Source organism: aff. Roholtiella sp. LEGE 12411 (assembly GCF_015206995.1).
Taxonomy (GTDB): domain Bacteria; phylum Cyanobacteriota; class Cyanobacteriia; order Cyanobacteriales; family Nostocaceae; genus Komarekiella.
In genome coordinates, this window is sequence record NZ_JADEXR010000257.1 from 1 (window position 1) to 4,697 (window position 4,697).

Genomic DNA, 4,697 nt, shown 5'->3' on the forward strand with positions numbered 1-4,697 from the left:
ATTGGGGAGAGAATAATTAATGATAATAACCCTTGACTCTTGACTCTTGACCCTTGACTCTTGACTCTTGACTCTTGACCCTTGACCCTTGACTTTTTTCCCCAGTCCGCAGTACTTAGAGGTTTGCTAAACTTATCAATGAATGTAAATGTATTAGTCCAATAGTAGTAGGTATTGCTAGTTGATGAAAGATTATACTGATTGTCCTGTAAGTTAGAAGTATTTGGCATCTGCCCTGACGGAGAATTCGGCTTGATGTTGCTTTGCCTACGAATTGAAAACTTTGCTCTGATTGACCAACTAGAACTAGAATTTGGCCCTGGACTGAATGTATTGACAGGTGAAACCGGGGCCGGAAAGTCAATTATCTTGGATGCTATTGATGCTGTCTTGGGTGGTAGAGTCTCCAGTCGAGTTATCCGCACTGGGACAAGTCGGGCAATGGTAGAAGCTACTTTCACCTCAACCCCTCCCTTAACCGCTTGGTTGAGCGAACAGGAAATTGATTTGCTCGATGAGAATTCCGTAGTCATTAGCCGTGAAATTACAGCTACTGCTAGTAATATCCGCAGTCGATCGCGGGTGAATGGTGTATTGGTAAATCGCCAAATTATGGGGGGACTGCGCGATCGCCTGGTGGAAATCACAGCTCAAGGTCAAACTGTACAAGTGGGGCAATCAGCTCAAGTGCGCGACTGGTTAGACTTGTATGGCGGGAACTCACTAATGCAGCAGCGCCAAAAGGTTTCCACTACTTTCACTGCTTACCAACAAGCTCATCTAGCACTAGAAAAACGCCGGACATCAGAACGAGAACGTTTACAACAATTCGACTTACTTACCTATCAAGTTCAAGAATTGGGAGCCGCAAACCTCAGCGATTCTCAGGAATTGGAACAGCTGACGCAAGAACGGGAACGCCTAAATCATATCGTCGATTTGCAACAGTTGAGTTACAAGGTTTATCAGGCTTTGTATCAAAATGATCATGAGTCGCCAGCCGCAGCCGATTTATTAGGTGACAGCGAAGCTACATTAAATCACATGGTGGAGTACGATGCTCAATTGCAACCGCTGTTGGATTTGGTGAGGGACGCCCAAACTGCTGTGATGGAAGTAGGACGCCAGATTAATGCTTATGGGGAAGATTTAGAAGCCGATCCTCAGCGTTTGGAGGAAGTAGAACAGAGAATTCAAGAATTAAAACAAATTTGCCGCAAGTATGGCCCAACCCTCACGGAAGCGATCGCCTACTACCAGCGAATTCAGGGAGAATTGGCGGAACTTAACGACACGGAACAATCTATCGAAACTCTAGAACAGCAAGAAAAGGCGTGTTTTGAAAAACTCACCCAAGCCAGCGAGCATTTAACTCAGTTGCGTCGCAAAGCTGCTGCTAATTTAGAATCACGATTACTGTCCGAACTCAAGCCCCTAGCGATGGAAAAGGTACAGTTTCAAGTTGAAATAGTGCCAATTTCCCCAACCACAGCGGGATCTGACAAAATTACTTTTATGTTTAGTCCTAACCCCGGAGAACCGCTGCAACCTCTCACAGAAATTGCCTCTGGCGGTGAAATGAGTCGGTTTTTACTAGCGCTGAAAGCTTGTTTTTCCCAAGCTGGTACTGCGGGAACAATGGTTTTTGATGAAATAGATGTTGGGGTTTCCGGACGAGTAGCCCAAGCGATCGCCGAAAAATTACACCAACTAAGTCAGCGTCATCAAGTACTGTGTGTTACACACCAGCCCTTAGTTGCCGCAATGGCAGACCGTCATTTCCGCGTAGATAAGCAAACTATCAATCAAAGTAAGAGTAAAAAAGCTAACAATGGTAACGCGGAGCAACGTACTGTTGTGCGAGTTACTACCTTGGATAATTTAACCACTCGCCGGGAAGAACTGGCACAGTTAGCTGGTGGTAAATCTGCAACAGATGCGATCGCTTTTGCAGAATCTCTATTATTGCAAGCTGCTAACCACCGTCGCCAGGAGCAGAATTGAGATTAAGTTTCATATATGGTGATTTATACTCCAGAAAATGTATACGTAATTTCTATCAATTGGTTCACTTTTGTTTATCGCTGGCCAAAATAAAAAAGATTGAAATATAGTGATGAAATACAGATAGGATAATCTCCACATCAAGCCACTTGGCAAGAGTCTACGGCTAAGTTTGTTTGCACCTAATCCCCCCTAGTCACTGTCAATAAGCGGGTGGAAATTTGCGAATTGAGATTTGACAAGAATGCAAAAAAAATCAATATTAGTAGCTGAAAATTTAGCCTAAAATTTCTCTTGCTGTAATTAGAGCATAATCATAAATTTTTGGGCTTATTCTTGTTCCTTTACTCATTAAATCATCTAAAATATTCTTGACATTATCAATCAATCCTTGCTCTTTTGCTAATATAATCACTCCAACTAAACCAATAATTGGCAAGCCTCTACTAATAGCAACTTTTCTCCCAGCTTTTTCATCAATTAAAAGTTGTTCTGCTTTTAATTCTTCTGTCAAAATAATTGCCGAACATTCTCCTAAATCTAAGTCTGTTTCTAATTGTAGTTGTTCAATGAGTTGGTTATTACTTATAGAACGAACTTCTAGCAATAACGCTGATTTTACAGCTAAAACTGCGGGATGATTCCCTGTTGTTAATTCTTCATAGACTTGTTGAGGAATTATTACTCTACCAAAAACAGCCTGAAGCAAGTCTAATTTACCAACTTTAGAAAGTTCACTTAATGGGGTTGTATCTGAGACAACAATCATAGATGATTGCCTTGTAATTTCATTTTTGCCTGATTAACTTCTTGCTGAAATTCGTCTAAATTCATACTATCGTCAAATAGAGATATCTCATATTTAGACATTAAATCTATTACGTCTAGTCGAGAAATTCCTAGTAATTGACTAGCCTTACCACTGCTAATTTCTCCATATTTAAGTAGAGTCATCACATAAGCTTCTTTGGCTTTATTTTCTGCTTCTTCTCTGATGGTATTATTAACAGAATGAACGGGAATGGTAAATTCTACTTTAGTCATAATTTCAGAATGTTTTCTTTGTAATATTTCATCTTCAACAGGGTTGATATTATATAAAATATCATTTTTCTATCGGCTAAAGTCGAGTTCTTCGGCGATTCCAACTAAGGGGGATTGACGGAAAAACTCTACGAGTGTGGTGGGTTGTTCTGGGTGGGTGTTCTGTGTAGTCAGGCTTTGGGCAAGGTCTGATAAGGCTTGAATTGACCTATTATCCGCTTGAGGCGACCAGACTGTGGCACTGCTTGAGGCGAGTTGATTTAGAAGTATATTTTCTGCGTCACTTGTTTCTAGTCTACATCCTTCTTCTTTGGCAAAAACTGAAATTAAAATAACCCTTAATCATCCCACAAAATATTTATGCAAGAGTTCTAATGTAGACAGAACGGCCGCAGGACTGATTAAAACAAAAGCTGAGGCTTCAGCTGGAACCGCGAAAAAGAAACATGAAGTATTGGTAGCAAAGGCTACTCAAAAGGTTGTAGAAACGAAGGTGAAAACAACAAAAACAACGAGTATCCAGTTAGAACCAAAGAGTCAAAAACGCAGAAATCTAATTGATATTCAGGGTGCAAATCTTAAGGTGTCAGAACGGCTGCTGATACAAAATATTCAGTTGCATGTTTCTACAGGCGATCGCATTGCTTTTGTCGGCGCGAATGGTTCAGGTAAATCGAGTCTGGCAAAAGCAATTTTAAGGATGAATAAGCTAACAGCAATGTTGGAATCAGGTAAGATTTTGCTTGCACCTGCGATGAAAGCTGTATATTTTGATCAGACTTATGAACTGGTGAATCGAGAGCAGACTATTTTGGAAAATATGCAAACTGCCAATCCTAATCTTAGCTATCAGTTGTTACGTCAACAACTAGGACATTTTATGTTTAAATATGATGACGTTCACAAAACAGCATCCGTACTGAGTGGCGGTGAATTGGCAAGATTAGCGATCGCAATTATTAGCATCTCTGAAATCGAACTGCTGATTCTCGATGAGCCAACTAATAACCTGGATATTGAGACTGTTGAACAAGTGATTGCAGGTATTAATGCGTATCAAGGAGCGCTTTGGGTCATTTCTCACGATCTAGATTTTCTTAGTCGGATTAACATTACCCAAGGTTTTAAGTTGAGTAGACAATCCTTGCAAGTGACAACGTATTTACCCAGTACACCTGAGCAATATTATCAAGAACTTCTAGAATGTCATGATGGATAATATTAGTTATGTTGATTGGCGATCGCGCTTAAGTTCAGGAGTTTAATGCCTGCTTCCAATGATTGACTTTCTAGGGTTAGTAGTGATGCAATTTCATCTAGAGATTTAAATGATACATCAACGTATTTTGCTTCTGATACTACTTGGCCTAAAATTAGACTAAATTAGACTGCTTGTGTCTGTAATACTTTATACCCTAAATAATCCAATCTAAAATGTTTTTATACATACAAGAAATTATCCATAACATAACCGTAATTACCACAAGACATTTTCGATTTTGCCTTTAATTGCTTGTTCAGTGTTGACATCCTCACCGACCTGAAGGTGCGGTGATTCCAAGAATTACTTCTTGGGCTTCCTCTTTCCACGACTCGGCTTACTTAAAGGAGTTTCCCCACTTAAGCAGAGGTCGATGTCTCCAGAGGCG

Annotated in this window: 5 protein-coding genes; 2 read left to right on the plus strand and 3 right to left on the minus strand. The window is 40.3% G+C overall.

The window, feature by feature from the left end; genetic code table 11:
• A partial coding sequence (locus IQ246_RS30040; RefSeq protein WP_208492347.1) for a hypothetical protein occupies window positions 1-230 on the minus strand: 230 nt, incomplete at its 3' end.
• 25 nt (window positions 231-255) lie between these two features.
• Here IQ246_RS30040 and recN point away from each other — a divergent pair.
• Window positions 256-2,004, plus strand: a complete 1,749-nt coding sequence (recN, locus tag IQ246_RS28890) for a DNA repair protein RecN (protein ID WP_194006720.1) — start codon at window positions 256-258, stop codon at window positions 2,002-2,004.
• Between the two features lie 277 nt (window positions 2,005-2,281).
• On the opposite strand, the gene IQ246_RS28895 is transcribed toward recN, so the two are convergent.
• Both IQ246_RS28895 and IQ246_RS28900 read right to left on the minus strand, forming a co-directional pair.
• A complete protein-coding gene (locus tag IQ246_RS28895; protein WP_194006721.1) occupies window positions 2,282-2,773 on the minus strand; it encodes a DUF3368 domain-containing protein in 492 nt (163 codons plus the stop codon).
• Window positions 2,770-3,048 carry a UPF0175 family protein gene (locus tag IQ246_RS28900; protein WP_194006722.1) on the minus strand — a complete coding sequence of 93 codons (279 nt, stop codon included), beginning with the start codon at window positions 3,046-3,048 and terminating at the stop codon, window positions 2,770-2,772. Before IQ246_RS28900 ends, IQ246_RS28895 begins: the two co-directional genes overlap by 4 nt.
• 493 nt (window positions 3,049-3,541) lie before the next feature.
• On the opposite strand from IQ246_RS28900, the gene IQ246_RS28905 reads away from it, so the two are divergent.
• Window positions 3,542-4,267: an ATP-binding cassette domain-containing protein gene (locus IQ246_RS28905; protein ID WP_339379269.1), complete on the plus strand. Its 726-nt coding sequence runs from the start codon at window positions 3,542-3,544 to the stop codon at window positions 4,265-4,267.
• Window positions 4,268-4,697 lie beyond the last annotated feature (430 nt).